At 60.3% G+C, this 23,943-nt stretch carries 25 protein-coding genes and 1 tRNA gene; 12 read left to right on the top strand and 14 right to left on the bottom strand.

Annotated elements, in window-relative coordinates; genetic code table 11:
- Window positions 1–601 precede the first annotated feature (601 nt).
- The 3 genes from QF039_RS20320 (at window position 602) to QF039_RS20310 (ending at window position 4,799) form a co-directional block, all read left to right on the top strand.
- On the top strand, window positions 602–1,807 hold the full coding sequence (locus QF039_RS20320) for an acetyl-CoA C-acetyltransferase (protein WP_307520344.1): 1,206 nt from the start codon (window positions 602–604) through the stop codon (window positions 1,805–1,807).
- A 16-nt stretch (window positions 1,808–1,823) separates the two neighbouring features.
- Complete coding sequence (locus QF039_RS20315; protein ID WP_307520342.1) at window positions 1,824–3,971, top strand: 3-hydroxyacyl-CoA dehydrogenase NAD-binding domain-containing protein; 2,148 nt, start codon at window positions 1,824–1,826, stop codon at window positions 3,969–3,971.
- A gap of 99 nt (window positions 3,972–4,070) precedes the next feature.
- A complete protein-coding gene (locus tag QF039_RS20310; RefSeq protein ID WP_307520339.1) occupies window positions 4,071–4,799 on the top strand; it encodes an amidotransferase in 729 nt (242 codons plus the stop codon).
- A gap of 131 nt (window positions 4,800–4,930) precedes the next feature.
- Here the strand turns inward: QF039_RS20310 and QF039_RS20305 are convergent, their stop codons facing one another.
- The 3 genes from QF039_RS20305 to QF039_RS20295 form a co-directional block, all read right to left on the bottom strand.
- Window positions 4,931–5,902 (bottom strand): magnesium and cobalt transport protein CorA, encoded by a 972-nt coding sequence (locus QF039_RS20305; protein ID WP_004371189.1) that lies wholly within the window; start codon window positions 5,900–5,902, stop codon window positions 4,931–4,933.
- A gap of 71 nt (window positions 5,903–5,973) precedes the next feature.
- Entirely contained in the window at window positions 5,974–6,729 is a 756-nt protein-coding gene (locus tag QF039_RS20300) for a 1-acyl-sn-glycerol-3-phosphate acyltransferase (RefSeq protein WP_177027707.1), read from the bottom strand.
- 215 nt (window positions 6,730–6,944) lie between these two features.
- Window positions 6,945–7,634, bottom strand: coding sequence for a crotonase/enoyl-CoA hydratase family protein (locus QF039_RS20295; RefSeq protein ID WP_102604813.1), 690 nt, complete (start codon window positions 7,632–7,634; stop codon window positions 6,945–6,947).
- A gap of 333 nt (window positions 7,635–7,967) precedes the next feature.
- Here QF039_RS20295 and QF039_RS20290 point away from each other — a divergent pair.
- The 3 genes from QF039_RS20290 to QF039_RS20280 all read left to right on the top strand — a co-directional run bounded on the left by QF039_RS20290 (window position 7,968) and on the right by QF039_RS20280 (window position 8,864).
- Window positions 7,968–8,057: transfer RNA gene (locus QF039_RS20290), tRNA-Ser, on the top strand.
- Window positions 8,058–8,168: 111 nt separating this feature from the next.
- Entirely contained in the window at window positions 8,169–8,402 is a 234-nt protein-coding gene (locus QF039_RS20285) for a DUF4160 domain-containing protein (protein WP_169385986.1), read from the top strand.
- 3 nt (window positions 8,403–8,405) lie between these two features.
- On the top strand, window positions 8,406–8,864 hold the full coding sequence (locus QF039_RS20280) for a DUF2442 domain-containing protein (RefSeq protein WP_087692754.1): 459 nt from the start codon (window positions 8,406–8,408) through the stop codon (window positions 8,862–8,864).
- Between the two features lie 75 nt (window positions 8,865–8,939).
- Here the strand turns inward: QF039_RS20280 and QF039_RS20275 are convergent, their stop codons facing one another.
- The 5 genes from QF039_RS20275 to QF039_RS20255 form a co-directional block, all read right to left on the bottom strand.
- Window positions 8,940–9,209 (bottom strand): short-chain dehydrogenase, encoded by a 270-nt coding sequence (locus QF039_RS20275; RefSeq protein ID WP_087692753.1) that lies wholly within the window; start codon window positions 9,207–9,209, stop codon window positions 8,940–8,942.
- A gap of 242 nt (window positions 9,210–9,451) precedes the next feature.
- Complete coding sequence (locus tag QF039_RS20270; protein WP_307520335.1) at window positions 9,452–9,805, bottom strand: gamma-glutamylcyclotransferase family protein; 354 nt, start codon at window positions 9,803–9,805, stop codon at window positions 9,452–9,454.
- Window positions 9,806–9,823: 18 nt separating this feature from the next.
- Entirely contained in the window at window positions 9,824–10,486 is a 663-nt protein-coding gene (locus QF039_RS20265; RefSeq protein ID WP_307520333.1) for a M24 family metallopeptidase, read from the bottom strand.
- Window positions 10,487–10,554: 68 nt separating this feature from the next.
- On the bottom strand, window positions 10,555–11,133 hold the full coding sequence (locus tag QF039_RS20260) for a DUF4337 domain-containing protein (protein WP_102369684.1): 579 nt from the start codon (window positions 11,131–11,133) through the stop codon (window positions 10,555–10,557).
- A gap of 54 nt (window positions 11,134–11,187) precedes the next feature.
- Window positions 11,188–12,072, bottom strand: a complete 885-nt coding sequence (locus QF039_RS20255) for a LysR family transcriptional regulator (RefSeq protein WP_177019579.1) — start codon at window positions 12,070–12,072, stop codon at window positions 11,188–11,190.
- A 97-nt stretch (window positions 12,073–12,169) separates the two neighbouring features.
- On the opposite strand from QF039_RS20255, the gene QF039_RS20250 reads away from it, so the two are divergent.
- Window positions 12,170–13,138, top strand: coding sequence for an SDR family oxidoreductase (locus tag QF039_RS20250; RefSeq protein ID WP_307520329.1), 969 nt, complete (start codon window positions 12,170–12,172; stop codon window positions 13,136–13,138).
- Here the strand turns inward: QF039_RS20250 and QF039_RS20245 are convergent.
- Entirely contained in the window at window positions 13,125–13,481 is a 357-nt protein-coding gene (locus QF039_RS20245) for a DUF2784 domain-containing protein (RefSeq protein ID WP_008434882.1), read from the bottom strand. The two genes, QF039_RS20250 and QF039_RS20245, sit on opposite strands and share 14 nt — an antisense overlap.
- A 24-nt stretch (window positions 13,482–13,505) precedes the next feature.
- Window positions 13,506–14,402, bottom strand: a complete 897-nt coding sequence (locus QF039_RS20240; protein WP_004371170.1) for a LysR family transcriptional regulator — start codon at window positions 14,400–14,402, stop codon at window positions 13,506–13,508.
- A 97-nt stretch (window positions 14,403–14,499) separates the two neighbouring features.
- On the opposite strand from QF039_RS20240, the gene QF039_RS20235 reads away from it, so the two are divergent.
- Together QF039_RS20235 and QF039_RS20230 are read left to right on the top strand one after the other, a co-directional pair.
- Window positions 14,500–15,348 carry an oxidoreductase gene (locus QF039_RS20235; protein WP_307520324.1) on the top strand — a complete coding sequence of 283 codons (849 nt, stop codon included), beginning with the start codon at window positions 14,500–14,502 and terminating at the stop codon, window positions 15,346–15,348.
- Between the two features lie 104 nt (window positions 15,349–15,452).
- Window positions 15,453–16,139 carry an HAD-IA family hydrolase gene (locus QF039_RS20230; RefSeq protein WP_004371166.1) on the top strand — a complete coding sequence of 229 codons (687 nt, stop codon included), beginning with the start codon at window positions 15,453–15,455 and terminating at the stop codon, window positions 16,137–16,139.
- Window positions 16,140–16,256: 117 nt separating this feature from the next.
- Here the strand turns inward: QF039_RS20230 and QF039_RS20225 are convergent, their stop codons facing one another.
- The gene (locus QF039_RS20225) at window positions 16,257–16,649 is read right to left on the bottom strand and encodes a YbaN family protein (RefSeq protein WP_102606413.1); all 393 of its coding nucleotides are present in this window, start codon (window positions 16,647–16,649) and stop codon (window positions 16,257–16,259) included.
- Between the two features lie 20 nt (window positions 16,650–16,669).
- Window positions 16,670–17,257, bottom strand: a complete 588-nt coding sequence (locus QF039_RS20220) for a YecA family protein (RefSeq protein ID WP_004371163.1) — start codon at window positions 17,255–17,257, stop codon at window positions 16,670–16,672.
- 276 nt (window positions 17,258–17,533) lie between these two features.
- Here QF039_RS20220 and recQ point away from each other — a divergent pair, with 276 nt between their 5' ends.
- Together recQ and QF039_RS20210 are read left to right on the top strand one after the other, a co-directional pair.
- Complete coding sequence (recQ, locus tag QF039_RS20215) at window positions 17,534–19,660, top strand: DNA helicase RecQ (protein ID WP_307520320.1); 2,127 nt, start codon at window positions 17,534–17,536, stop codon at window positions 19,658–19,660.
- Between the two features lie 121 nt (window positions 19,661–19,781).
- Entirely contained in the window at window positions 19,782–20,216 is a 435-nt protein-coding gene (locus QF039_RS20210; RefSeq protein ID WP_004371158.1) for a MarR family transcriptional regulator, read from the top strand.
- A 132-nt stretch (window positions 20,217–20,348) separates the two neighbouring features.
- On the opposite strand, the gene QF039_RS20205 is transcribed toward QF039_RS20210, so the two are convergent.
- On the bottom strand, window positions 20,349–22,538 hold the full coding sequence (locus QF039_RS20205) for a patatin-like phospholipase family protein (RefSeq protein WP_003214625.1): 2,190 nt from the start codon (window positions 22,536–22,538) through the stop codon (window positions 20,349–20,351).
- Between the two features lie 83 nt (window positions 22,539–22,621).
- Here QF039_RS20205 and QF039_RS20200 point away from each other — a divergent pair, with 83 nt between their 5' ends.
- A complete protein-coding gene (locus tag QF039_RS20200; protein ID WP_003214624.1) occupies window positions 22,622–22,909 on the top strand; it encodes a SelT/SelW/SelH family protein in 288 nt (95 codons plus the stop codon).
- Here QF039_RS20200 and QF039_RS20195 read toward each other — a convergent pair.
- Window positions 22,903–23,793 (bottom strand): DMT family transporter, encoded by an 891-nt coding sequence (locus QF039_RS20195; protein ID WP_003214622.1) that lies wholly within the window; start codon window positions 23,791–23,793, stop codon window positions 22,903–22,905. The genes QF039_RS20200 and QF039_RS20195 overlap by 7 nt on opposite strands.
- Window positions 23,794–23,943 lie beyond the last annotated feature (150 nt).

Here is a 23,943-nt window from a genome sequence, read left to right as displayed (position 1 = left end):
CCTGACGGGATCGCTATACGCAATATCCCGAAAGGCGCTGCCAAAGGCTGCGATCCTGGCGCTGTGTCTGCGCAGAATATGGGGTGTGAGAGGTCACCCAATGACCTTGGTGAGGTTGGGCAAGATCAGAATCAGGGTGGTGGCGAACAGAATAAGTCCCGCCTGACGTACTTTCGAATGCTTGAACATGGCTGACTGCCTTTTGTTGTTATTCCTGAGCGTCAAATGCGTGCCGGTCGATTCAACTATGACGGTGCTACATGACTCTTTTCTTACAGTTCCTACAGGTGCTCCAGCAAAACCCGGCAGCAACCTTTAACTTCTCTTACAGATTCAACCTTAGAGCCCTCGTTCTACATGGCTTAGATCCATTTCGTCTCATCACCTGAAGAAAACTTATTAAAAAGGCATGAGGCCAATTGCCAGCCAGACGCCAGCCCTACGGCTAGACAGCTAAAACGATTAATCAGCCGATTCCCGTAGCCTCCTACCGTTCGTCTGAGCGTGAGCGTCAAGGTCAATGAGCGGTTCGGTCATTGAATCCGGCGCCCTGGCGCCTAAGGTAAGGACACGATTCGTTGCATAGTGATTCGAGGACGTCATGACCCAAGCTTTGATCTTTGATGCGATACGCACGCCCCGGGGCAAAGGCAAGGCGGATGGCGCCCTGCACAGCGTCAAGCCGGTGAACCTGGTGGCCGGTTTGCTGACGGCACTGCAACAGCGCACCGACCTCGACACCCGGCAAGTGGATGACATCGTCCTGGGCTGTGTCACACCGATTGGCGACCAGGGCGCCGACATCGCCAAGACCGCCGCGTTGGTGGCGGACTGGGATATCAGCGTCGCCGGTGTGCAGATCAACCGGTTTTGCGCCTCGGGCCTGGAAGCCGTGAACCTCGGCGCGATGAAAGTGCGCTCCGGCTTTGAAGACCTCGTGGTGGTGGGCGGCGTCGAGTCCATGTCCCGAGTGCCCATGGGCAGTGACGGCGGCGCCTGGGTGCTCGACCCGCAAACCAATATGCACAGCCACTTCACCCCGCAAGGCATCGGTGCCGACCTGATCGCCACCTTGGAAGGCTTCACCCGCCAGGACGTCGACGCCTTTGCCCTGCACTCACAGCAGAAAGCGGCGCGGGCCAGATCAGACGGTTCCTTCAACAAGTCGCTGATCGCCGTGCAGGACCAAAATGGCATTGTGCTGCTGGATCAGGACGAATTCATCCGTGCCGATTCCACCCACGAAGGCCTGGGCAAACTCAAGCCCAGCTTCGAAATGATGGGCCAGATGGGCTTCGACGCCACGGCGTTGCGGGTCTACAGCCACGTCGAACGCATCAATCACGTGCACACACCGGGCAACAGTTCCGGGATCGTCGATGGCGCGGCGCTGATGCTGATCGGTTCTGAAGCAAAAGGTCGCGAACTCGGCCTGCAACCCCGGGCGCGGATCGTCGCCACCGCTGTCACCAGTACCGACCCCACCATCATGTTGACCGGCCCGGCACCGGCAACCCGCAAGGCACTGGCCAAGGCGGGTTTGCGGGTTGAAGACATCGACCTGTTCGAGGTCAACGAAGCGTTTGCGTCGGTGGTGCTCAAGTTCATCAAGGACATGGGCATCGACGCCGCCCGGGTCAACGTCAACGGTGGCTCCATCGCCATGGGCCACCCGCTGGGCGCCACGGGCTGCGCGATTCTCGGCACCTTGCTCGATGAGCTGGAGGTGCGCCAGCAGCGTTATGGCCTGGCCACCCTGTGTGTCGGCGGCGGCATGGGTATCGCCACTATCATCGAACGCCTCTGAGCCTAAGGAATCAGTCATGACCGATGCCATTCGTTACGAAAAGGGCCAGGACCAGATTGTGGTGCTGACCATCGACATGCCCGGCCAGAGCGCCAACACCATGAACGGGGTGTACCGCGAGGCCATGGCGGCCACCGTCGCCCGCCTGGACGCCGAGAAGGATTCGATTGCGGGCGTGATCATCACCTCGGCGAAGAAGACCTTCTTTGCCGGCGGCGACCTTAATGAACTGATCAAGGTCGACAAGCCCCACGCCAAGGATTTCTACGACAGCGTGCTGGTGCTGAAGGCGCAACTGCGCACCCTGGAAACCCTCGGCAAACCGGTAGTGGCCGCGATCAACGGCGCAGCGCTGGGCGGTGGCTGGGAGATTTGCCTGGCGTGCCAGCACCGTGTGGCGCTGGACCACAAGTCGGTACAGATTGGCCTGCCGGAAGTCACCCTCGGGCTTTTGCCGGGTGGCGGCGGTGTGGTGCGCATGGTGCGGATGCTGGGCCTGGAAAAAGCCTTGCCCTACTTGCTGGAAGGCAAAAAGATTACGCCGCAGGAGGCGCTGCAAGCCGGGTTGATTGATGAGCTGGCGGCAGACCGTGACGAGCTGCTGGCCAAGTCCCGGGCGTGGATTCTGGCCAACCCCGAGGCGAAACAGCGCTGGGACATCAAGGGCTATCAGATCCCGGGTGGTACGCCGTCCAACCCGAAAGTCGCGCAAATGCTTGCCATTGCGCCATCGATCCTGCGCGCCAAAACCAACGGCTGCTTCCCGGCCCCGGAGAAAATCCTCTGCGCCGCCGTGGAAGGTGCCCAGGTGGATTTCGACACCGCGCACTTGATCGAGACCCGCTACTTCACCGAGCTGGTCACCGGGCAAGTGGCGAAAAACATGATTGGCACCTTCTGGTTCCAGCTCAATGAAATCAATGCCGGCAGTTCGTGGCCCAAGGGCTTTGCGCCGTATGTGACACGCAAGGTCGGCGTGCTCGGCGCCGGGATGATGGGCGCGGGCATTGCCTACGTCAGCGCCTCGGCGGGCATTGAGGTGGTGCTCAAGGACGTCAGCCAGGCGGCGGCAGAGAAGGGCAAGGCCCACTCGGCCACGTTGCTGGACAAGAAGGTCGGGCGTGGGCAATTGACCGCCGAACAGCGGGAAACCATCCTCGCGCGGATTGTTCCTACCGAATCCGACGCCGATCTTGCCGGCTGCGACCTGATCATCGAAGCCGTCTTCGAGGATCGGGAACTCAAGGCCAAGGTCTCGGCGGCCGCGCAAAACGTGGTGGGTGCCGAAGCGGTGATCGCCTCCAACACCTCCACCTTGCCCATCAGCGGGTTAGCCACCGCCGTTCCAGACCAGGGCAAGTTTATCGGCCTGCACTTCTTCAGCCCGGTGGACAAAATGCCCCTGGTGGAAATCATCAAGGGCGCCCGCACCAGCGACGAAACCCTGGCGCGGGGATTCGACTTCGTACTGCAAATCAAGAAAACCCCGATCGTGGTCAACGACAGCCGCGGCTTCTTCACTTCAAGGGTGTTCGGCACCTTCACCAATGAAGGTATCGCCATGCTCGGCGAAGGCGTGGCCGCACCGATGATCGAGACCGAGGCGCGCAAGGCCGGGATGCCGGTGGGGCCGCTGGCGGTCTCTGACGAAGTTTCCCTCAGCCTGATGAGCCATATCCGTCAACAGACGGCCAAGGACCTACAGGCCGAGGGCAAGCCGTTACCCCAGCACCCGGCGTTTGCCGTGATCGACCTATTGCTCATTGAATACAAGCGCCCGGGCAAGGCGGCGGGTGGCGGTTTCTACGAGTACCCGGCGGGCGGGCAGAAACACCTGTGGCCGGAGCTGAAAAGCCGCTTCGAAAAGCCCGGCCAACAGATCTCGCCGCAAGACGTGCGCGACCGTTTGCTGTTCATCCAGGCCATCGAAACCGTGCGCTGTGTGGAGGAGGGCGTGTTGATGTCGACGGCTGATGCCAACGTCGGCTCGATCTTCGGTATCGGCTTTGCCGCCTGGAGCGGCGGGGCGCTGCAATTCATCAACCAATACGGCCTGAACGATTTCGTCGCCCGCGCCCGCTACCTGGCCGAGCAATATGGTGAGCGCTTCACGCCGCCGGCGCTGCTGTTGGAGAAAGCTGCACAGGGTGAAGCGTTTCGGTGATCCAAATGTGGGAGCGGCGATGGGGCTTGCCTTGGAAGGGTATTTCAAGGCAGGCTCTGGGGGTGTTCATTATTCCCATCGCCGTGTCAGGTATTTTTTATGTCGTTACGCGTGTGCATCCTGGAAACCGATATCCTGCGTCCTGGGCTGATCGATCAGTACCAAGGGTACGGGCAGATGTTCAAGCGCCTGTTCTCCAAACAGCCGATTGCCGCCGAGTTCGTCATCTATAACGTGGTGCAGGGTGAATACCCGGCGGATGAAGAAGTGTTCGACGCGTACCTGGTGACGGGCAGCAAGGCCGACTCCTTCGGCACTGATCCGTGGATCCAGACCCTCAAGACCTACCTGCTGGACCGCCATGCCCGCGGCGACAAGCTGATCGGCATCTGCTTCGGCCACCAGTTGCTGGCGCTGCTGTTGGGCGGCAAGACCGAGCGGGCGACCAAGGGCTGGGGCATGGGCATCCATGACTACAAACTGAACGCCAAGGCACCGTGGATGAGCCCGTTGGTGGAAGAACTGACGCTGTTGATCAGCCACCAGGACCAGGTCACCACCTTGCCGGAAAACGCCACCGTGATCGCCTCCAGCGAGTTCTGCCCGTTTGCGGCGTACCACATTGAAGACCAGGTGCTGTGCTTCCAGGGTCACCCGGAATTTATTCACGACTATTCCCGCGAGTTGCTGGAGATTCTTCAGACAACGCTGGGGGAGAAGGTCTACACCAACGGTGTGGCCAGCCTGGAACGAGACCACCACGGCGTCACCGTGGCGGAATGGATGATGCGGTTTGTGGCGCACAAACCAAAAGCGGACGTGGCCTAACTATTCGGGTTGATTGACGAGCTTTTTGTGGCGAGGGAGCTTGCTCCCGTTCGGCTGCGCAGCAGTCGCAAGCCTTGGGGGCGCTTCGCACCCCAGCGGGAGCAAGCTCCCTCGCCACAACAGCAGCTTTCCTACAGCCAGCCTGAACGCTTGAAGCTGGCCCACAAACTTGTACACCCCACCGCAATAAACCCCAGCACCGCAAAATACCCGTAGTGCCACTGCAGCTCCGGCATGTTCTGGAAGTTCATCCCGTAAATCCCGGCCACCGCCGTCGGGAACGCCAGAATCGCTGCCCACGCGGCAAACTTGCGTTGCACCACGCTTTGGCGCGAGGCTTCCAGCAACACCCCAATCTCGATGGTCTGGCTGGCGATATCCCGCAAGGTGGTCAGGTCTTCCATCTGCCGGGTGACGTGAATCTGCACATCGCGAAAATACGGACGCATGTTCTTGTCGATAAACGGGAAGCTCAGTTTCTGCAATTCCTGACTGATCTCCACCATCGGTGCCACATAGCGCTTCAGTCGCAGCACATCGCGGCGCAGGCCGTGGAGCTTCTGGATATCCGCTTCACTCAGGGAGTTGCACAACACGTTGCGCTCCAGCTCATCGACCTCGGCATGAATCGCCTCGCTCACCGGCTGGTAGTTCTCGGTAACAAAATCCAGCAGCGCATAGAGTACGAAATCTTCCCCATGCTCCAGCAACAGCGGTCGCGCCTCACAGCGCTGGCGCACATAGCCGTAGGACGCCGAATGGCCGTTGCGGGCGGTAATGATGTAGCCGTTGCCGGCAAAGATATGGGTTTCGATAAACTCCAGCTTGCCGTTATCGCGCACCGGTGAGTAGGTCACGATAAACAGCGCGTCGCCGAAGGTTTCAAGCTTGGGACGGCTGTGTTTTTCCAGGGCGTCTTCGATGGCCAGTTCGTGCAGGTTGAACTGGCGCTGCAGGTTGGCCAGTTCCAGGGCGCTGGGCTCCTCCAGGCCGATCCACACAAAGTGGTCAGGCTTGGCGGCCCACGCGGCGCCTTCGTCGAGGGTGATATCAGTGACTTTCTTTCCGGCGCTATAGACGGCGGCCGCAACAACTCTACCCATAGTGCTGATCGCTTCTTCTTGAATGGCAGATGACAACTGTCAGGCAGCTTAGCTGCCCTGCCCAATCAGAGTCAGCAAATTCGGCGGGGTTCAGCCGTGATTGCAGGCGTGGTTTGCAGCTCGCGGTCCATCGCCTCGATGCAGTCGCGCATTTGCTCGCGGCAGGTCTGCATTAACAGCGGCATGTCATCCATCGTCAGCCCCTTCGTAGGAATCGGCGGCAACGAGCGAATCAGAATATCGCCACTGTTCCAGCGATTGAGCTTCATCTGCTTCACATAGGTGCTGACACACACCTGCACAATCGGCACGCCTGCGGCGATCGCCATCTGGAACGCGCCTTTCTTGAACGGCAGCAGGGTTTCACCGAAGTTGCGCGTGCCTTCCGGGAACACCCAGATCGAGGTGTCGGCATGCGCCAAGGTGTGGGTGGTGGTCAGCATCGAGCGCCGCGCCTTGTGCGCATTGCCCCGGTCAATCAACACATTGCCCGCCAGCCAGAACAACTGTCCGAACAACGGCACCCACTTCAGGCTCTTCTTGCCGATACACACTGTGCGGTACGGCACCACGGTGCCGAACACAAACAGGTCGTAGTTGGATTGATGATTGGCGATGATCACGCAACTGCTGGGCTTGTTACGCAGCGAGTCGACATCGGCCTTCACTCGCAGGCGCAATAGCCACATCGCCGGCACTGCATACAGGCGCGCGCAGTAACGGCTGTTGTCCGGATTGAACGGCCGACAGATCCCCAGTAGCACGCCCAGCACGCCCGCAATCATAAAATGCAGGCCCATCAACAACATGCGTAACAAAAAAAGCATCGACACAGCCCATCGGGACAAAAGGTGGCGCAGTGTACGGATGTGCACTGTATTCGGCAATTGCCCCTATAGAGTCGGAAGATAGGCGATGTTTAAGCGCATGTTTCAACGTGCCGTGACAGACACCGCCTAGAGCGGTTGTGGGCAATCCGGAATTCTTTGTAAGAAAAAGCCCGACTCAAGGTCGGGCTTCGATTCAGCAGGCGTAGGTTTGATTAACCCAAGTGCCCCTGATCCTGAATGATCGCGTCATCCAGGGCTTCCAGCAGCGCCTTACGCACCTTCAGCTTGGTGTGCTTGTGGGCGTTCATATTGATCTTCTTCAACTGGCGAGCCGCTTCCAGTGCGGCTGCCTGCAACGCTTCCGGCGCCACCACCTTGTCCAGGAACCCGGCGCTCAACGCGTCCTGCGGGTTAAACATCTCGGCATTGATCACCGAACGGTGGAACGCCGACTTGCGCAGACGATCCCGCGCCAGCTCGATCCCGGCGTGGTGCATGGTCATGCCGATCATCACTTCATTCAGACCAATGCTGAACGGTCCGTCTACACCGATCCGGTAATCCGCCGACAGCAACAGGAATGCGCCCTTGGCCACCGCGTGCCCAGGGCACGCCACGATCACCGGGAACGGGTGCGACAACAGGCGGCGGGCGAGGGTGGAGCCCGACGTCACCAGGCTCACGGCTTCTTTAGGGCCGGCGGTCATCACCTTCAAATCATAGCCACCGGACAAAATCCCCGGCGTGCCCGTGATGATCACCACCGCCCGATCCTTCTCGGCCTGATCCAGCGCTTGATTAAACGCACTGACCACTGCCGGCGAAATGGCATTCACCTTGCCGTTGCTCAGGGTCAGGGTCGCGATACCGTCTTCGAGGTGGTAGGCAATCAACTCACTCATGACGCGATTCCTTGTAATGCTTGTAATAGAAGGACAGACGGCAGACGTTACCCACCGCGCCCGCCCCGGTAAAGCGCCATGACTGACTACCCAGTCAGACTTTTCCCCCATGCCCGCCCGCAGGCGGCCTTCGGCAGGGCGCAGCAGCTACTATAGACAAGCGCCGCGAGTGCCCGAGAATGGCAGAATCGCCGTGGTGCGCATGGCGCCACAGAGGGCTGGAACGGCATAACCGCCTAAGCGCATGAAAATTCTGAAAAAAACCTTTGCCATCGGAAAAGCTTTCGACTACATTAGCGCGCCTCGACAGACTGAATCAGTTTGACGAGATACGGTGAAGTGTCCGAGTGGCTTAAGGAGCACGCCTGGAAAGTGTGTATACAAGAAATTGTATCGAGAGTTCGAATCTCTCCTTCACCGCCAAATTCGATGTAAACAAAACCCCTGGTTTCGAGAGAAGCCAGGGGTTTTGTGGTTTCTGGGGTTTGAATACAGGGTTGTGCTAGAGAAAAATTTTCTCTAGCATCTGTCCCCATGGCTACCCTTCACAGTGAACGAAACTGGAAAATAAAAATCTATCCCGACGACCACGCGCCGCCGCACTTTCACGTGCAAACGCCGGACGGAGAGTCGTTGGTTCAGATAGAAGGGCTGGTGGTTCTCGGCAAAGGTGCCGAAACCAAGGCCTTGAAAGCTGCCCTGCTTTGGGCAAGAGTCCATACCACTGATCTTTGGCGCGTATGGAATGAACAAAACCGGAGGAACTGACTTATGACCAGCAAGCTTCGCATCTCTGCTGTGCAACCAGTTGCCGGCAAGCATGCCATCGAAATTGAGTGGAATAACGGTAAGCGACACACCGTTGATCTCACTGATCACATAAATACCTTCCCGATTCTAAAACCCCTTCAGGACTTGGCTCTATTTGGTCGGGTTGAAGTCGGTGAGTGGGGCTTTGACGTGACTTGGGGCAATGACCTGGAGTTGTCCTCCGTCACCTTGCATCGTTTGGCGCTGGAACAGTCCGGCGAGGTCATGCTGACGCAGGACTTCAGAAAGTGGATGCTCAGCAACAATCTGTCGCTCTCCGCTGCGGCTGTGGAACTAGGCTTCACTCGTAGGACCATTACTTCCTACAGCAGCGGGGCCGCTCTGATTCCCAAGCATGTAGGGTTGGCGTGTAAGGGGTGGGAGTACGAGCATAAGGCTCGTGGCACACGTTGCGTTTAGGTTGGGTAATGTTCGCAAAAAGGGATGACTGAGAGGTCGTCCCTTTTTCCTTTTTGCGGGGTCAAGCCAATGGGTTCAGGAATACTGCGCTGCCATCCTCCGACCTATGACATCCAGCAGATCGCATCCATCGCGTAACGGAATTGCGCAGAGCAAGGAAAAGTCGCCCAGCACGACCGTATCACTACTGATTTCTGCACGCAGCGCCAGGTTTTCTAGAACTTGGGTTACGGCGCGAATCCGATAGTTTGCAGCATCAAGCAGGACATCCAGCGGTGCTGTGGTGTCTACGAAAAGGGCGGGTGTGGTGCAGTCGTTGCTGGTGAGTGCCATATATTGATTCATACGGGAGTCCATCTGAGACAAATAGAAAAATAGCTAACCTTTTTCAAGTTAGACCTTCATAAAACAGCCGTCGCCTGAAAAACTGGATCGCAGAGTTTTAGTTTTCAGATTTGTCTTCGAGTCGCCAAACTCGGTCGCCATGACGGCGACCGAAAGACTATAGACCTGGCATTACGAAGCGGGCAGGGCATACTTTCAGATTGATCTGTAGGAAATCACTCCGATTGATCAACTGCACGCTCTCAAGCCTGCACATACACCCAAGCCGTCAACCCCGAAGCCAACCCCACCGAAACCCGCTTATAGTCCGATACCTCATACGCATCCGCCGCCGCCAGCTCCTTCTCGGTAATCTGAAACACCGTCCCCTCAACACTGTCCTCATTCCGCCCGCTCGGCGAAACAATCGGATGATGGGTCTTGCCACTGGCCGCCAACACCTCAGGATCGGTAATCTCCACCCAGCTTTTCGAGTACCCCAGCATCGCATCCTGCTGGCCCACCAACTCCCGACCAAAGTTGGCCAGCTGCACTGCCTTGTCCTGCAACGTGCCGTAGGAAAACAACAGCACGGGAAATTCGGTCGAGCGTTCCATCTTTATTCCTTGAAAAAGTTAAGCCAGCAAATCTTCGTAAAACGCACCATAAGCCCCGCTCGGGTGCGCAATTTGTATCTCCAGGATCCACAGCCCTTCATTCGGATACTGGTCAAAATCCCCAAGATCACCGCCACGGTAAATCGCATGTGGAAAGTCGCTGACACGGTGCCCTTTGATGTCCAGGTTCAGCACCCAACCCATTTCCTTCGCTTGCTCTTCGGCAAAACGATACAGCTCCAGGCCGACGACTTTATCGTTCCTCCAGCGCTGTTCCACCCGGTCAAACAACTCTTTCGCTGCGCGCGCACACGCGGCCATCTCCGGGTTGTTGCCAGTGCTGAAGGTCGCCCCCGCATCACCTTCATGGCCTTGCCACACGGCGCCCATGTCGATGAAGTAGATGTCGTTTTCCCCCAGCACCGGGTCGCCGTCGGAGCGTTCCTTGAAGGTCTTGAGGGTGTTGGCGCCAAAGCGCACCAGCAGCGGGTGCCAGATGCGCTGCATGTCGAGGTCGGCGAGGACTTTTTTGCCGAGCTCGCGGGCTTCGGATTCGAGCATGCCGGGGCGGATGAGTTTGGACAGAGCTTCGATGGCGCGCCAAGTCATGGCCTGGGCGTAGCGCATTGAGTCGATGCTGTAGGCGACGCCCACAGCTTCCTTGGATGATTGTGCGGTCACCGGCTTTTCCTCGGCTTTATAGTGTCAGGCGTTATGCGTTTTACTATATAGCGATGCCGGGGTGAAGCTTAAATATGCAGCCAGGCCATCCCGCCCAGCACCACGCTCACACTGCCTGCGGTGTAGGCCATGCGCTTCAACCATTCCTTCCTTGTCAGCAAGGTAATTGCCGCCAGCGAAATCGCGATCTGAATCGCGGTCATCGCCTGTGCCCAGCGGTGATGTTGGTGCAGTGCCTGTTCGGACTTTTCATCCCATTCCTTCGAGGTGGCCTCGAGCTTTTCGGCCTGTTTGCGCACGTCTTCCTTCTGGGTTTTATAACGCTCGATCTCATCGGTGTAGTGCTTGGCGTCAACGCCCGGAATATGGGTCGCCAGTTCCGCGAGGTTCTGCCGGCTGGATTTGGCCTGGTAGTAGTTCCACTGGTTGGCGGCTTCGGTCTTGAAGATGGCGGCGTTGTTTTTGTCCATCGCCGCTTCGCTTTCGGTGGAGCCGGCCTGGTAGCTGAGCATGGCGCCGACGGTGGCCATGATGGCGGTCATCACGGCGATGCGGCTGGCGAAATTGTCCCCGCTGCGGTGGGCATGTTCGGTGGCGTGTTCGACGTGTTTTTCGTGGGGGCTGGGGACTTCGAAGGCTTCGGACATGGGGGCGTCTATGAAGGGTTTGAGGGACTCTGATTCTTCACCAGCGAAGCTGTCTCAATCCTGTACGTAATGCTGCAAACCGGCCACCAGGGCGTCAAAGGTGACGCGGCAGCGCGGGCTGTTGCGCAGGTCTTCGTGCATGGTGACCCAGGTGTCCAGTTGCAGGGCAAATGCGTCCGGCAGCACTCGGCTCAGGCGGGCGTCTTGCCGGGCCAGTTTGACCTGGCAGCCACCGATGCCGGCGCCGGCGCGGATCAGGGCCAGTTGTGCGAGGTCGCTGTCGCTGCTGAGGGAAAAGGCGCTGCGGTCGAAGCCTTTGACGGCCAGGCTGCGGATGAAGGCGCTTTCCTGGTCGTAGCCGATGACTGAATGAGCTGAGAGATCATTCAGGCTCTGGGGTGTGCCATGTTGTTGCAGGTAGTCGTTGCGCGCATGCAGGCCGACTTCGATAACGCCGATCCTTTTCGCCAGAAGTTGTTCCTGGCTGGGTCGGACCATTCGCACGGCGATGTCGGCCTCCAGTTGCAGCAGGTCCAGCAGGCGATTGCTCAGCACCAGTTCGACCTTGAGGTGCGGGTGCTGCTGGCGCAGTCGGGTGATGATCGGCGGCAGGACTTCCACGCCGATCACTTCGCTGGCAGATACCCGTACCACGCCGCGTACTTCGGGGCCTTGTGGAGAGGCGGCGCGCTCGAGTGCGGCGGCGGTGGTTTCCATGGTTTCGGCATGGGTGCGCAGGGTGAGGGCGACCGCCGTGGGCAATAGGCCGCTGGCGGAGCGGGTGAACAGCACCACGTTGAGGGATTTTTCCAGCGCAGCGATGTGCCGCCCGACCGTGGGCTGCGTGATGCCGAGCTGCCGTGCGGCCCCCGACAACGATCCTTCCTTGAGTACCCCGAGGAACGACCGGTAAAGCTCCCAACCAATATTTGATGCCATGCATAAATGTATAGCGTCTGGATGATCTTCGGCAATTCCTCTATAGCCCGCTGGCGAACAGAATCGCTCCATCACATTACCCTCAGGGGAAAAAAGCATGAACAAGGTTCTGGTATTGGGCGCGACAGGCGGGATTGGTGGCGAGGTGGCGCGGCAGTTGTTCGCTGCGGGCTGGCAGGTGTGCGCCCTGACGAGGGATGTGGATAAGGCTCACAAGCAGAATGCCGATTTCACCTGGATAAAAGGTGATGCGCTGAACCGTGGGGAAGTCGTCGCAGCGGCCCGGGGTTGTTCGGTGATCGTGCATGCGGTGAATCCGCCCGGTTACCAGCGCTGGGCGGAGCTGGTGCTGCCGATGATCGACAACAGCATCGCGGCGGCAGTCGCTGAAGGGGCGACGATTGTCTTGCCGGGCACGGTGTACAACTTCGGGCCTGATGCATTCGCGCGGTTGGAGGAAGATTCGCCGCAGCATCCACTTACCCGCAAGGGCGCGATCCGGGTAGAGCTGGAGCAGCGTTTGCTTGAGGCGATCCGGCAGGGCGCACGAGCGCTGATCGTGCGGGCAGGCGATTCTTTCGGCGCCAACGCCGGCAGCAGCTGGTTTTCCCAAGGCCTGGTCAAACCCGCAAAACCGGTGGCCAGCGTGAGTTATCCGGGGGCACCCGGCGTGGGGCATCAGTGGGCTTACCTGCCTGATGTGGCGAGGACCATGGTCGAGTTGATTGCCCGCCGCGACAGCCTTGATGCCTTCGCCCGTTTTCATATGGCGGGGCACATAGATGCCGATGGTCGGCAGATGAGCCAGGCGATTCAGCGGGTGGTGTCACGCAGGACCGGCCAACAGCCTTCTGTACGTGCTTTCCCGTGGTGGCTGCTGAAACTGGCCGCGCCCTTTGTCACCACCTTCCGCGAGATGCAGGAAATGCGTTACCTGTGGCAAACCGAGGTGCGCATGGACAACCGCCGCCTCGTACAGATATTGGGCAGCGAACCGCACACGCCTTTGGACGAGGCGGTTGAGGCGACATTGGTGGGTATCGGCTGCTTGCCTAAGCGCGCCTGATCAGCCGCACATACACCGCGATATTGATCAACAGCACCAGCGCGCCCAGCCCCAGCTGTATCTGCGGCGTCAGCCCGGCCGGGTAGATCAGGGCCAGGATGTAATGCTCGATAAAGCCGCCGCCATATCCGTCCTGCCCGGCCAAATGACGAAACAGATTTTCCCAGCGGGTCAGCGGGCAGGGCAGATGGAACACTTCAACGGCAACGCCCCACGCGGCGGCAGGCAAATGCAGCCACATGACCGGTCGCCATTTGAGGGCGAGCAAACCGCCAAACAGCACGAACAGAATGAACGACAAATGAAACAGCACCAGGCCGTCGGCGGCGAAGCGGTAGAGCATGATGGGGTTCGCTTTTTGAATGGATCAGGTCCCGAATTCTTCCTTCAGGAACTCAATGAACACCCGCAATTTCTTCGGCGTGTTCGTACGGTTGAAGTAATACAAATACAGCGCGCTGTGGGCAATCCAGTCGTCCAGCACCTCCACCAACTCACCGCGTTGCAGGTACTGCTCGACGCTGGAGCGCGCCACGTAGGCAAAGCCAAACCCGTCCAGCGCACCGCGCACCATCAATTCAACATCGTTGGTCGCCAGCCGGCCTTTTACCGTAACCCGCATCTGCTTGCCGGCTTTTTCAAAGTCCCAGCGGTGCAGCGAGCCGGTCTGCGCACTGCGGTAGTTGACGCACTCATGCTCGAGCAGGTCGTGGGGATGAGTGGGCAGTTTGCGCCCCTGCAAATACTGCGGCGTGGCGACGATGACGAATCGCAACTGCGTCGCCACCGGCACCACCACCATGTCTTCGGCCAGCACATGGTCGTAGCGGATGCCCGCGTCAAAACCCTGGGCGACGATGTCCACCAGGCTGTTGTCCACCGCCACTTCCAGGTTGATGCCCGGGTATTTGCGCAGGAAGCGCTGGAGCAACGGTTGCAGGACCATTCGGCTGGCGGTGGAGGGAATGTTCAGGCGCAAGGTGCCGGCGGCGTCGACCGTCGCCGCTGCTACGCTGTGCAGGCTGGTTTGCAGTTCTTCCAGCAGCGGCGTGATCTTCTGGATCAACTGCTCGCCGGCCTCGGTCACGCTGACGCTGCGGGTGGTGCGGTTGAGCAGTTGCACACCCAACTGTTTCTCGAGGGCGCGCACGCGATGGCTGACGGTCGACACCGACAGGCTGCTGGCGTCGGCCGCCTGGGTGAAGCTTTTCGAGCGGGCGACCTGCAGGAACAATCGCAACTGCTGAAAATCGGGCGTGTCCATTGTGTGGTATTTCCGAAAGGGCCTTGCAGATTATGCATCTTTTTAGCAAGAACAGCGGCGCGCATACTTTTCCTACACACACGAGGATTGGCCCTTTATGACGATTTCCACCGCAAAACCCGTCTGGTTCATCACTGGCTGCTCCACCGGTTTCGGCCGTCAGCTGGCGTTGCACACCCTGAGCCTCGGCTACCCGACTGTGGTCACCGCGCGTAATCCGCAGCAGGTGCAGGACATCGTTGCCGGTCACGAAGAAAACGCCCTGGTCCTGACGCTGGACGTTACCGACCAGGCCCAGGTCGAGGCGGCTGTCAAAGCGGCTGAAGAACGTTTCGGCCATATCGACGTACTGGTCAACAACGCCGGTGTCGGCTACTTCGGCTCCTTCGAAGAAAGCGACCTGGATGACGTGCGCAACATGTTCGAAATCAACGTGTGGGGCTTGAGCGCCATGACCCGCGCGGCCTTGCCCGGCATGCGCGCCCGGCGCTCGGGCAGCATCGTGAACATTTCCTCGGTGGGCGGTGTGGCGGCGTTCCCGTCGCTGAGTTTCTACAATGCGACCAAGTTTGCGGTGGAGGGCCTTTCCGAGGCGCTGTCCCAGGAAGTCGCGCCGTTGGGGATCAAGGTGTTGCTGGTCGAGCCGGGCCCGTTCCGCACCGACTGGGCCGGGCGTTCGGCCAACGAGGCGGCTCACGGGATTGCCGACTACAAGGAAACGGCGGTGGCACGGGCCAATATGGTTCGCAACTACAGCGGCAAGCAGCCGGGTGATCCGGTGCGTGCGGCGATTGCCATCGTCAAGGCGGTGGAGGCCGAGCAGCCGCCATTGCGCCTGTTGCTGGGCAAGGCGGCGTTGACCTTTGCGCGGACCAAGGTGAAGGCGCTGAGTGCGGATTTTGATGCGTGGGCTGAGGTAACTGAGGGGGCGGATTTTCCCGAGTGAAGCACTGACTGGATTCGGCACAAGGCCGTAACGGTTGCTTGCAGGTAACGCTGGCCGTTATTGTGCTGAATCCTTTTAGTCCTTTTGCCCACGGATCTGTAGTGATGAATGCACCACGTACCGCTGTCCCGATCAAGGCTGTCATTTTCGATATGGACGGGTTGTTGCTGGACACAGAAGGCATCTACACCGAAGTCACACAGATCATCGCCGAACGCTACGGCCGTACCTATGACTGGGGGATCAAGCAGCACATCATTGGTCGCGGCGCCCAGGACCTGGCGGATTACGTGGTCAAGGCGCTGGACCTGCCGATTACCCCCGCAGAATTCCTGGTGATCCGCGAGCCGCTGATGAGCGAGCGTTTCCCCAAGGCCTTGGGCATGCCGGGTGCTGAGGCGCTGGTGCGGCACTTGAAGGCGCATAACATTCCGATTGCCGTGGGCACCAGTTCGTCGCGCAACTCGTTTGGGCACAAGACCACGTTGCACCGTGAGTGGTTTGGGTTGTTCGACACCATCGTCACGGCGGATGACCCGGAAGTCGGGGCGGCCAAGCCGGCGCCGGATATCTTCCTGACGGCGGCGCGCCGCTTGGGTGTGGCACCGGAGGATTGCCTGGTGTTTGAGGATTCGCCGTTTGGCGTGACAGCGGCGAAGGCTGCGCACATGACCGCGATTGCGGTGCCGGATGAGGCGATGGCGGACAGCAAGTATCACCATGCCGACCAGATTATTCGCAAGTTGGCTGACTTTGATTTGGCGGCGTATGGCTTGCCGCCGATGCGTTGATCCCTCTGAAGCGACTGGATTAAAAATGTGGGAGCGGGCTTGCTCGCGAATACGGTGTGTCAGCCGATACATGTGCTGACTGATCCACCGTATTCGCGAGCAAGCCCGCTCCCACATTTAGTCCTGCGGTGCCTTGGGCAAGGTCTTCTGCCGCAAAATATAAACCGTCACCAACACTGCACTGGTCAGCATGAACCCTCGCGCCCAGATCAGCGGCACCAGGTAGCAGGAAAAACCGATACTCACCCACATCAACCCAATGGCATACACCTTGCCCTTGAGCGGAATCCCGTTGCCATCCAGATAGTCACGAATCCACGGCCCCAGGCGCGGGTGTTCCACCAGCCAGCGGTAGAAGCGCGGGGAGCTACGGGCGAAGCAGGCGGCAGCCAGCAGAAGGAAGGGAGTCGTGGGCAGCACCGGCAGGAAGATGCCGATTACCCCGAGCGCCACGCTCAACCAGCCGATGGCCAGCAGAACGTAACGCAGGATCGCGGAACGGTTGCCCATGGGCGCCACGGGCAACGGTCTTAGTGGTGGCGAGGCTTGAGGATCGCCGGCTTTTCGTCAGGTGCGTTGCACAGCAGGTACAGGGCGGTCAGCGCTTCCGGGATCTGAACGATCATGTCGTCCATCAGGTTGGCGTCGGCGGCGATGTCGGAGAACTCAGGTTGCTCGTCGAACAGGCCGGAACCGACCATGATCGGCAGCAGCATTTCGCTGACTTCTTCTTCAGCCGTTTCGAACCAGGCCTCTTCACGCAGGAACACGCCTTCCATGAAACCGATGCACCAGCCGCGCAGTTCGGAGTCGTCCGGGTCTTCGCCCAGGTCCAGGTCGCAAGGCAATTCGAACTCTTCATCGGAAGCCAGTTGGCGGCCAATGTGAGCCTTGAGGGCCAGCAGGGTCGATTCGATTTCTTCGCGCTGGGCGGCATCACTGTAGTGAGGCTCTTCGGAGAACAGGGCGTCGATCCATTCACGGTCGGGAACGACATCGGAGCAGATCGATAGCGCGGTCAGATAGCCGTGGGCGGCCACGTAGTCCAGCGCCTCGTCGTGCAGCTCATCGGCATCGAGGAAGGCTTGCAGGCGGGTTAGTTGCTCAGCGAAGGACATTGACGGACTACCTTGGGAATAAACGATGGGCAATTCTAGGCTTTCTTGAGCTGCCAGGCCAGCCGCAGCACAGATTTGAGAGGTATTTGAGCCCGGCGGCAATTCACCAACGGCACCCTTTGCCGGGTAACGCTCGGGTATACTGCCGCGTTTTGTGATGCCCCTGCAGGCCAAGCGCCAGTCGCGGGAAAAGTTCGCTTACGGATTATTTCCCGCTCAAGCGTGCTTTTTCGACCAGCCTGTACAGAGGGATTTCGGCGATATTTGGAGTTTTTCATGCTCGAGCAGGCTCAACGCGTCCTCAAGGACATCTTCGGCTACGACAGTTTTCGTGGCCGCCAGGGTGCGATCATTGAGCGCGTGGCCAACGGCGGTGACGCCCTGGTGCTGATGCCTACCGGCGGCGGCAAGTCGCTGTGCTTCCAGGTACCGGCACTCCTGCGGGAAGGGCTTGCGGTGGTGGTGTCGCCGTTGATCGCCCTGATGGACGACCAGGTGGCCACCCTTGAAGAGCTCGGCGTGGCGGCTGCTTCGCTGAACTCCACCCTCAGCGCCGAACAGCAGCGCGACCTCGCCGCCCGGATCAAGCGCGGCGAAGTGAAGATGCTTTACCTCGCCCCCGAGCGCCTGGTGCAGCCACGGATGCTGGCGTTCCTGCAGAGCCTGGAAATCGCCCTGTTCGCCATCGACGAAGCCCACTGTGTGTCCCAATGGGGCCACGATTTCCGTCGTGAATACCTGCAACTGGGCCAACTGGCGGAACTGTTCCCCAACGTCCCGCGCATCGCCCTGACCGCCACCGCCGACAAGCGCACCCGCGAAGAAATCGTCGAGCGCCTGCACCTGCAGAACGCCGAGCGCTTCCTCTCGAGCTTCGACCGGCCGAATATCTTTTACCGCATTGTGCCCAAGGAACAGCCGCGCAAGCAGTTGCTGGCGTTCCTCTCCGATCGGCGCAGCGACGCCGGCATCGTCTATTGCCTGTCGCGCAAGAAGGTCGATGAGGTCGCCGCATTCCTCAGTGAACAAGGCTACCCGGCACTGCCGTATCACGCGGGTTTGCCCAACGAACTGCGGGCCTACCACCAGAAGCGCTTCCTCAACGAGGAAGGCCTGATCATGGTCGCCACCATCGCGTTCGGCATGGGCATCGACAAATCCAACGTGCGCTTCGTGGCCCACATGGATTTGCCCAAATCCCTTGAGGCGTACTACCAGGAAACCGGGCGTGCCGGCCGTGACGGCCTGCCGGCGGATGCGTGGATGGTCTACGGCCTGCAAGACGTGGTGATGCTCAAGCAGATGCTGCAGAACTCCGAAGGCGACGAGCGCCACAAGCGCCTGGAACAGCACAAGCTCGACGCGATGCTGTCGCTGTGTGAAGAAACCCGCTGCCGTCGCCAGACCTTGCTCGCCTACTTCGACGAAGACATGCCCAAGCCCTGCGGCCACTGCGACAACTGCGTGGACGGCGTGCAGACCTGGGACGCCACCGAGCCGGCGCGCCAGGCGTTGTCGGCGATCTACCGCACCGGTCAGCGCTATGGCGTCGCCCACCTGGTGGACGTGTTGCTGGGCAAGGACAATGAAAAGATTCGCAGCTTCGGCCACGAAAAACTCTCGGTCTACGGTGTGGGCAAGGCCCGCGCCGAAGGCGAGTGGCGCTCGCTGTTCCGGCAGATGGTCGCCCGTGGCCTGGTGGACATCGACCTGGAAGGCTACGGCGGCCTGCGCCTGAACGACAGTTGCCGGCCGCTGCTCAAGGGCGAAGTCAGCCTGGAGCTGCGCCGCGACCTCAAGCCGCAAACCACCGCCAAGAGCAGCACCAGCCAGGCCAGCCAACTGGTGCGTTTCGAAGAGCGCGAACAATGGGAAGCCCTGCGCGCGCTGCGTAAGAAGTTGGCGCAGGAACACAGCGTGCCGCCTTACGTCATCTTCCCGGACTCCACCTTGCTGGAAATGCTCCGCGACCATCCCACTACCCTCGGCGAGATGGCCAGGGTCAGCGGCGTCGGTGCGCGCAAGCTGGAGCGTTATGGCCAGGCCTTCCTCGAAGTGCTCGGCGGCCAGGTCGAGGCGCCGAAAGAGGTCGCCGACATCCGCCACGAGTTGATCAGCCTCGCCCGTGCCGGCATGACCCCGATCCAGATTGCCGGGCAGCTGCAGTGCTCGGAAAAGAACGTCTACACCTTGCTCGCCGAGTCCATTGGCAAGCAGCAGTTGTCGTTGGAGCAGGCCCTTGATCTGCCGGAAGATTTGCTCGGTGAAATCCAGGATGCATTCCTGGATGGAGAAGGCGAATTGCCACCCGTTTCCGAGATTGCGCCGCTGTTTACCGGCCGCGTTCCCGAGGGTGTTTTGTACTGCGTAAGGGCCGCTTTGCAGTCGGAATTCGAGATTTGATGTGCCAATTACGACAATGTAACGAATCAGTACATACCGGGTCTTGCCTACTGGCATGGGTCATGCTTAGCTGACTAATAATTAGCCACACTTTATTTTCAGTCTAATCCATGAGTTTTTTATGCCGTTAACCGATCAACACCGTTTTGGCATGCAGTTGGCGCATATGTCCCGAGGATGGCGTGCCGAGCTGGATCGCCGCTTGGCAGGTTTGGGACTGTCCCAGGCACGCTGGCTGGTGCTGCTGCACCTGGCCCGTTTTACCGAACCGCCTACCCAGCGTGAGCTGGCGCAGAGTGTCGGGGTAGAGGGGCCCACCTTGGCCCGTTTGCTCGACAGCCTGGAAAGCCAGGGCCTGGTGCAACGCCAGGCCGTGGTGGAAGACCGCCGCGCCAAGCGCATTGTGCTGTGCGACACCGCGAAGCCGCTGATCGAGCAGATCGAGACCATCGCCACGGCCTTGCGCCATGAGCTGTTTGTGGGTGTCGATGAAGAGGATCTGCGGGTGTGCATGCGGGTGCATGAACACATCCTCGGAAATCTCGAGAAGTCCTGATCCCAAGTACACAGAAGATCAAAAATGTGGGAGCGGGCTTGCTCGCGAAGGCGGAGTGTCAGTGAATACATGTGCTGACTGACACACCGCCTTCGCGAGCAAGCCCGCTCCCACATGGGTTTTGCGGCGTAGTTAGAAGGTTTGCCCCAGGTTCAGGTACACCGCCTGCTGACTGTCATCGTTAAACCCATAACTGAAATTCAACGGCCCCAGCGGCGTATCAAACCCCAGGAAAATACTGGCGGCGTTGATGTACCCGCTGTCGTATTCATTGTCGTTGTTCCAAGCCCGCCCTCGCTCCAGTGACGCGCCCAGGTACAACGGGAAATCCAGCGGCAAATAAGACCGCGGCGTCAGCCGGCGATAGTAGACCGCGCGCATCAGGCTGATGTTCTGCCCGGCAATCGCATCCTCCCGGAAGCCCGACAGCTGCCGCGCGCCCCCCAGCAGGAAGCTGGAAATCACCACGTCCGACTTATCCAGGGTGCGCCCATACCGCCCGCCGAGGATCAGTGTGTCCGGCCCGCTGCTCATGGCTTTGTCCAGCTTGAACTCCCACTGGCGATAGCGCTGGTCCGAACCCAGCCCCGGTTCGAACTCCCGGAAGGCCAGGCCAATGTCTTCGCCGGTATGGGGGAAGTACACGTTGTCGAACGAGTCGAAGGAGTACTTCAGCTCATAGAAACCCTCGCTGAAGTTGATGCTCGGTGAATTCCGGTCGCCAATGCGCACATCCGCCTTGCCCCAGGCCTCGCCGACGCCGAAACGAATCTCGCCGCTGTTGCCGATCTGCCGGCCCACGTTCAGGCCGAAGCCGTAGCGTTCCAGGCGGTATTCGGAGATCGGGTTGTTGTCTTCAATCAGTTCAACGTTCTGCGCCTGGGCACTGATATAGGGCGCGACGAAGTAGCGTGAACCGGTGTCCATCGGCTGATAGAACTCGCTGTACAGCTCCTGCTTGTCCCCGATCTGCACCCGCGTCAGCCATTCGGCGCCGAGGCGGTTGATGCCGTTCATGCGGTAGCTGGCGCCGAGGTTGAAGGCGCTGTCGCCGCGCATGTCATCCGACAGGTTCAGGCCCAGGCGCAGGTAGTCGGTGCCGCTGCGTTTGCCCCGGGCACTGATGACCAGGGTGTTGTCCTTGCCCTTTTTCACCACGCGGTATTGCACCTGTTCGAAGTAATCCAGGCCGTACAGAGTGCCCATGTCGGTTTGCAGGCGGGCCAGGTCCAGGGGCTCGCCGAGGTTCTGGCGGATGTAGTAGCGAATCACCTCGTCGCCCACCTTGGAGTCGTTCTCCACCTTGATCGCGGTGATCACCGGGTTGCGCTCGCCGGGCGTTCGCGCGGCCACCAGCGACGGGTCCACCGGTTCGGCCGGGCGCAGGTGCGCCAGGCGCACGTCGAGTGCGCGGGTGGCGCGGTAGCCCGCGTCGATCATGTCCTTGGCGCGCCCGAAATCCGTCACCCCGTAGGCGGCCAGGGGCGGCTGGATCAGCACGTCGCGGGGCGCCAGGGCCTTGAGTTGTTCTTCGGAATTGCGCCGGGTCATCAGGGTGATGGACTGGTTGAGCACGTCCACCACGGTGTTGAGTTGCTTGCGTGAGCGCAGCGGGGTGCCGATGTCGACGACGATGGCGATGTCGACCCCCATTTCCCGCGCCACATCCAGCGGGATGTTATCGGTCATGCCGCCATCCACCAGCAGCCGGCCATCCAGCTCCACCGGGGCAAACACCGCCGGGATCGACATGCTGGCGCGGATCACCTGGGGCAGGTGGCCTTTGCGGAACACCACTTTTTCACCACTGGTGATGTCGGTGGCCACGGCGCGGAAGGGGATCGGCAGCTTGTCGAAATCCCGCACGTTACTGGTGTGGGCAAACATGCTTTCCAGCAGCAAGGCCAGGTTCTGGCCCTGGATCACCCCCAGTGGCAGGCCCAGGCTGCCGTCGTCGCGGAAGCTGAGTTTCTGTTTGACCAGGAAATCGCGGTCATCCTGCTTGCGCCGGAATGGCACGTCTTCCCGCGGTGGCGCGTCAGACAGGGCAAGCTTCCAGTCGATGTTCAGCGCGAGTTTTTCCAGCTCGTCGATCTTGTAGCCCGAGGCGTACAGCCCGCCGATCACCGCACCCATGCTGGTGCCGGCAATCGCATCGATGTGGATGCCCTGTTCTTCCAGGGCCTTGAGCACGCCAATGTGCGCCAGGCCACGGGCGGCACCGCCGGAGAGCACCAGGCCGATCTTCGGGCGCGGGTTTTCGACGGCTTGGACGAGGACAGGGAACAGGCACAGCAACAGGCAGGACAACAGGCGGCGCATCATCAATCTCAAGGCAGGACGATAAAGGCCGGTATTATAGCCACTCGATCCTTTCAACCCGCCAAGCAGGAGCCAGTCAATTCATGTCAGCGGCCAAGCCCGAGATTGTCATCACCTATTGCACCCAGTGTCAGTGGCTGCTGCGCGCCGCCTGGCTGGCCCAGGAACTGCTGAGCACGTTCGCCGATGACCTCGGCAAAGTGGCCCTGGAGCCGGCCACCGGCGGTGCGTTTCGGATTACCTGCGACGGTGTGCAGATCTGGGAACGCAAGGCCGACGGTGGCTTCCCGGAAGCCAAGGTGCTCAAGCAAAGAGTGCGCGACCAGATCGACCCGCAACGGGACCTGGGGCATAACGACCGTACTCAGTGAACCTCGGCCGTGGTGGCCGGCTGCTTGGCCGGTTTGGCGCCGCCCATCAGCCCGGACACCACGATGGCCACGATGATCAGCGCGCCGCCCATCAGCATGCGCAGGGTTGGTGTTTCAGCAAACAGCAGCCAGGCCGCGGTGATGCCGTACACCGGCTCCATGGCAAACACCACCGCCGCCGTGCGCGCCTTGAGCACCGCGAGGCTGGCGACAAACAGGCTATGGGCCAGGCCGGTGCAGAACACCCCGAGCAGGCCGATCCACAGCCAGTCCAGTGGTCGCACTTCGGCCAGCCCGGGCGCGGCGACGGGCAACAGGCACAGCGCTACCACCACGTTCTGGCACAAGGCGGCCTGCACCGGCGGGATGCGCCCACTGGCGCGGTTGTTCAGCGACAGCAGCGAGAACAATAACCCGGAGCCGACCGCCCACAACAAGCCGCTGGTGGCCTGGCTGGCGAGATTGAAATCCGGCGTGACCAGCACCAGGCCGATGCTCACCAGCACCACCAGCAGGATCTCGTTGGCGCGAATCCGCTCGCGGAAAATCAGGCCTTCGAGAATCACCGTGAACGCCGGGAAGGTGGCGAAGCCCAGGGTGGCGATGGCCACACCGGCGACCTTTACCGCAATAAAGAAACTCACCCAATGCCCGGCCAGCAGCAGGCCGCTGACCAGCAGGCGGCGCCAGTCGCGGGCTTGCAGCTTCTGCCAGGGCGTGTTGCTGGCAAAGCGCGCAAAGATTGCCAGGGCAATGACCGCGAACGCGGCGCGGCCGAACACGATAATCGCCGGCGAAGCGGCCGCCAGTTTGCCGAACACACCAGTGAGGCCAAACATCAATGCGCCGATATGCAGGGCGCCGAGGGCTGTGCGGGGAGTCATTGCGATCCTTAAACGACGGGTTTACAGGATCGCAGTCTAGAGGGTTGCAGGCATTCGCGTCTGTCGTTGGGCTCGCGGCTTTTGTCGCAGGACTCTTGCTTGGTGAAGATCCCTGTGGGAGCTGGCTTGCCTGCGATGCAGGCAACTCGG

This window comes from Pseudomonas sp. W2I6 (assembly GCF_030815935.1).
GTDB lineage: Bacteria > Pseudomonadota > Gammaproteobacteria > Pseudomonadales > Pseudomonadaceae > Aquipseudomonas.
Note: the sequence above shows the minus strand (reverse complement) of the source record. Positions and strands in the feature narration are given on the sequence as shown.

What these genes read in the sequence shown, in the direction of transcription:
- QF039_RS20225 (WP_102606413.1), bottom strand. Translation starts at nt 16,649, where the DNA reads ATGGGCAACCGTTCCGCGATCCTGCGTTACGTTCTGCTGGCCATCGGC.
- QF039_RS20230 (WP_004371166.1), top strand. Translation starts at nt 15,453, where the DNA reads ATGAATGCACCACGTACCGCTGTCCCGATCAAGGCTGTCATTTTCGAT.
- QF039_RS20205 (WP_003214625.1), bottom strand. Translation starts at nt 22,538, where the DNA reads ATGCGCCGCCTGTTGTCCTGCCTGTTGCTGTGCCTGTTCCCTGTCCTC.
- QF039_RS20295 (WP_102604813.1), bottom strand. Translation starts at nt 7,634, where the DNA reads ATGAGTGAGTTGATTGCCTACCACCTCGAAGACGGTATCGCGACCCTG.
- QF039_RS20260 (WP_102369684.1), bottom strand. Translation starts at nt 11,133, where the DNA reads ATGTCCGAAGCCTTCGAAGTCCCCAGCCCCCACGAAAAACACGTCGAA.
- QF039_RS20250 (WP_307520329.1), top strand. Translation starts at nt 12,170, where the DNA reads ATGAACAAGGTTCTGGTATTGGGCGCGACAGGCGGGATTGGTGGCGAG.
- QF039_RS20235 (WP_307520324.1), top strand. Translation starts at nt 14,500, where the DNA reads ATGACGATTTCCACCGCAAAACCCGTCTGGTTCATCACTGGCTGCTCC.
- recQ (WP_307520320.1), top strand. Translation starts at nt 17,534, where the DNA reads ATGCTCGAGCAGGCTCAACGCGTCCTCAAGGACATCTTCGGCTACGAC.
- QF039_RS20195 (WP_003214622.1), bottom strand. Translation starts at nt 23,793, where the DNA reads ATGACTCCCCGCACAGCCCTCGGCGCCCTGCATATCGGCGCATTGATG.
- QF039_RS20270 (WP_307520335.1), bottom strand. Translation starts at nt 9,805, where the DNA reads ATGGAACGCTCGACCGAATTTCCCGTGCTGTTGTTTTCCTACGGCACG.
- QF039_RS20210 (WP_004371158.1), top strand. Translation starts at nt 19,782, where the DNA reads ATGCCGTTAACCGATCAACACCGTTTTGGCATGCAGTTGGCGCATATG.
- QF039_RS20310 (WP_307520339.1), top strand. Translation starts at nt 4,071, where the DNA reads ATGTCGTTACGCGTGTGCATCCTGGAAACCGATATCCTGCGTCCTGGG.
- QF039_RS20200 (WP_003214624.1), top strand. Translation starts at nt 22,622, where the DNA reads ATGTCAGCGGCCAAGCCCGAGATTGTCATCACCTATTGCACCCAGTGT.
- QF039_RS20300 (WP_177027707.1), bottom strand. Translation starts at nt 6,729, where the DNA reads ATGCTTTTTTTGTTACGCATGTTGTTGATGGGCCTGCATTTTATGATT.
- QF039_RS20220 (WP_004371163.1), bottom strand. Translation starts at nt 17,257, where the DNA reads ATGTCCTTCGCTGAGCAACTAACCCGCCTGCAAGCCTTCCTCGATGCC.
- QF039_RS20245 (WP_008434882.1), bottom strand. Translation starts at nt 13,481, where the DNA reads ATGCTCTACCGCTTCGCCGCCGACGGCCTGGTGCTGTTTCATTTGTCG.
- QF039_RS20255 (WP_177019579.1), bottom strand. Translation starts at nt 12,072, where the DNA reads ATGGCATCAAATATTGGTTGGGAGCTTTACCGGTCGTTCCTCGGGGTA.
- QF039_RS20315 (WP_307520342.1), top strand. Translation starts at nt 1,824, where the DNA reads ATGACCGATGCCATTCGTTACGAAAAGGGCCAGGACCAGATTGTGGTG.
- QF039_RS20305 (WP_004371189.1), bottom strand. Translation starts at nt 5,902, where the DNA reads ATGGGTAGAGTTGTTGCGGCCGCCGTCTATAGCGCCGGAAAGAAAGTC.
- QF039_RS20285 (WP_169385986.1), top strand. Translation starts at nt 8,169, where the DNA reads ATGGCTACCCTTCACAGTGAACGAAACTGGAAAATAAAAATCTATCCC.
- QF039_RS20275 (WP_087692753.1), bottom strand. Translation starts at nt 9,209, where the DNA reads ATGAATCAATATATGGCACTCACCAGCAACGACTGCACCACACCCGCC.
- QF039_RS20280 (WP_087692754.1), top strand. Translation starts at nt 8,406, where the DNA reads ATGACCAGCAAGCTTCGCATCTCTGCTGTGCAACCAGTTGCCGGCAAG.
- QF039_RS20240 (WP_004371170.1), bottom strand. Translation starts at nt 14,402, where the DNA reads ATGGACACGCCCGATTTTCAGCAGTTGCGATTGTTCCTGCAGGTCGCC.
- QF039_RS20320 (WP_307520344.1), top strand. Translation starts at nt 602, where the DNA reads ATGACCCAAGCTTTGATCTTTGATGCGATACGCACGCCCCGGGGCAAA.